We start from the raw sequence: 1870 nt of genomic DNA on the forward strand, positions 1-1870 counted from the left end.
GGGCCACGGCCAGTACTGGTTCACGGCGGTAGACCCGGCCACGATGCAGGAGTTCGACCAGAGCCCGGTGATCATCGACGACGCCCGCAACACCACCCTGAACCAGAACCCCGCCTCGGCCCCCGCCTCCCGCAACCTCCAATACATCCACCGCGACCACCTCGGCAGCACCCGCCTGATGACCGACGAGAACGGCATCGAGATCGGCCGCTGGAAGTACTTCCCGTTCGGGATGGAGGCGGCGGTGGAGGAGAGCGGGGATCAGCGGATGAAGTTTACCGGGCATGAGAGGGATGGGGCTACAGGTCTGGACTACATGAAAGCCAGATCTTATCAGGCAGTGTCTGCACGGTTCCTATCGCCCGATCCGAGCAGCAAGAGTATCAATAGGGGAGCACCCTCGACATGGAATCGCTTTTCGTATACTGACAGCAATCCTGTGGTCTTCACTGATCCAGATGGACTGATCAAGTACAAAGGGAAGGGGGCTCAAGCATACGTGGCAAGGGCAAAGATGTACTTGGCCCAGACTCTTGCTGGAAAGAACGCGTTCAAGATCGCGCAAGGTTACAAAGGCTCGAAGGAACCTACTATCTCTATCAATGCAAACCACGACGACAGCTATGATCCGGCGACGAACACGATCAACTGGGATCCGACGAGTGGACTCAACGTCGCCGGCCAGGGTGGCCGAACGGACTCTCAAGGGGGAACGATTCAGTCCGCCGCACTTGGGTTGTTCCATGAGTTATCGCATCTGATTCACCACAACCAGAATCCCGCGGAAGCTACAAGGGCTACGGGTACGAAGGCCCCAACCTACACCAACTTGGAGGAAAAGAGAGCGACGAATGCCGAGAAAAACATAGCGAAGGCTCTGGACGAGCCGACTCGAAAGAGCCATGGAGGAACTGCTGTGCGAACGAAGACTCCTACCTCCAAGAAGTAGGGAGGTCTGGCCAAGTAACATCGGTTCTTTGCTCAGGAGAGACGCATGAAGATAGAATACGGCAGGTTCCTCTTCGCGCTTTCTTTGGTATTCGGGACTTGCACAGCGATCGGGGCGGGATCGGCTGGGAGCATACCTGATCGTTGGTGGCTTTCACTTGAGCCGGTTTCCGTCGAGTACCAAGGCGTGTCTTTTCAGAAGTTGTTCCGGATGAGGATCACACCCGCAAGGATGGCTGAATGGTACGCTACTGGTGCTGTCGATGTCAGAGTCTGGATAGCCGGCGATCGACCGTCAGTCGCAGAACTCGGTGAGACTCTCAGGCACTTGAGAACATGCAGCTATGGTGAGGCTCCAGGTGATGTGAGGGGGCGCCTAGAGATGCGGCTGGGAAAAGAGTCAGTAGCGCTCTACGTGGGTCGGTTTGGGAAGGTCTACGTGGATGGACAGTGGCTCTGTACTCAAGAAGGAGAGGATTGGCTGCGAAATTGGCTGATGAATGCGGTTGCTGACCTCTGCGGTGGAGGAAGGGTTGGGGCGATAGACGAGGACGTGGGCAGAAGCCCTTGAATGCGACGAGCACGGTGATCCATGTCCGCAGCCTGCGCTACCAGGAGCGCTTCGGTCTGGCCTTCGCGGGGCAGATCGAGCTGGACTGGGATCGAGACAGCGCCTTCGACAGCTTCGAGACGGCCTACAGCTACGACGACCAGCCCGGGGGCCGCGGTCTGCTGTTGCGCCGGCGGCTTCCCTTTCCGGACGGCGCATCGATCAGCCGCCAGCACCCCGAATACGGTTTGAGTTACCGCCACGGCGCTCTGACGGGCGTGGCGATCTACGACGCTGCGGGCGCCACCACCCCCTGGCAGGAGGTGGTCCCCGACAGCGCGGCCACTCCCGGCATCGAGTACAATGTGGCCG

General features: G+C 59.0%; 3 protein-coding genes. All 3 read left to right on the forward strand.

Annotated features, from left to right (window positions below):
- A partial coding sequence (locus tag Q9Q40_14465) for an RHS repeat-associated core domain-containing protein (GenBank protein ID MDQ7008422.1) occupies positions 1–949 on the forward strand: 949 nt, incomplete at its 5' end.
- Positions 950–994: 45 nt separating this feature from the next.
- Positions 995–1519, forward strand: coding sequence for a hypothetical protein (locus Q9Q40_14470; GenBank protein MDQ7008423.1), 525 nt, complete (start codon positions 995–997; stop codon positions 1517–1519).
- The coding region (locus Q9Q40_14475; GenBank protein MDQ7008424.1) for a hypothetical protein at positions 1516–1870 on the forward strand (355 nt) is incomplete at its 3' end. The genes Q9Q40_14470 and Q9Q40_14475, both read left to right, overlap by 4 nt.

The sequence above is a fragment of the Acidobacteriota bacterium genome, assembly GCA_030949985.1.
In the GTDB taxonomy this organism is placed as follows: Bacteria; Acidobacteriota; Polarisedimenticolia; order J045; family J045; genus JALTMS01.

Bases quoted from the DNA above. Each gene is read 5' to 3' on its own strand.
- Q9Q40_14470 (MDQ7008423.1), top strand. From the start codon at position 995: ATGAAGATAGAATACGGCAGGTTCCTCTTCGCGCTTTCTTTGGTATTC.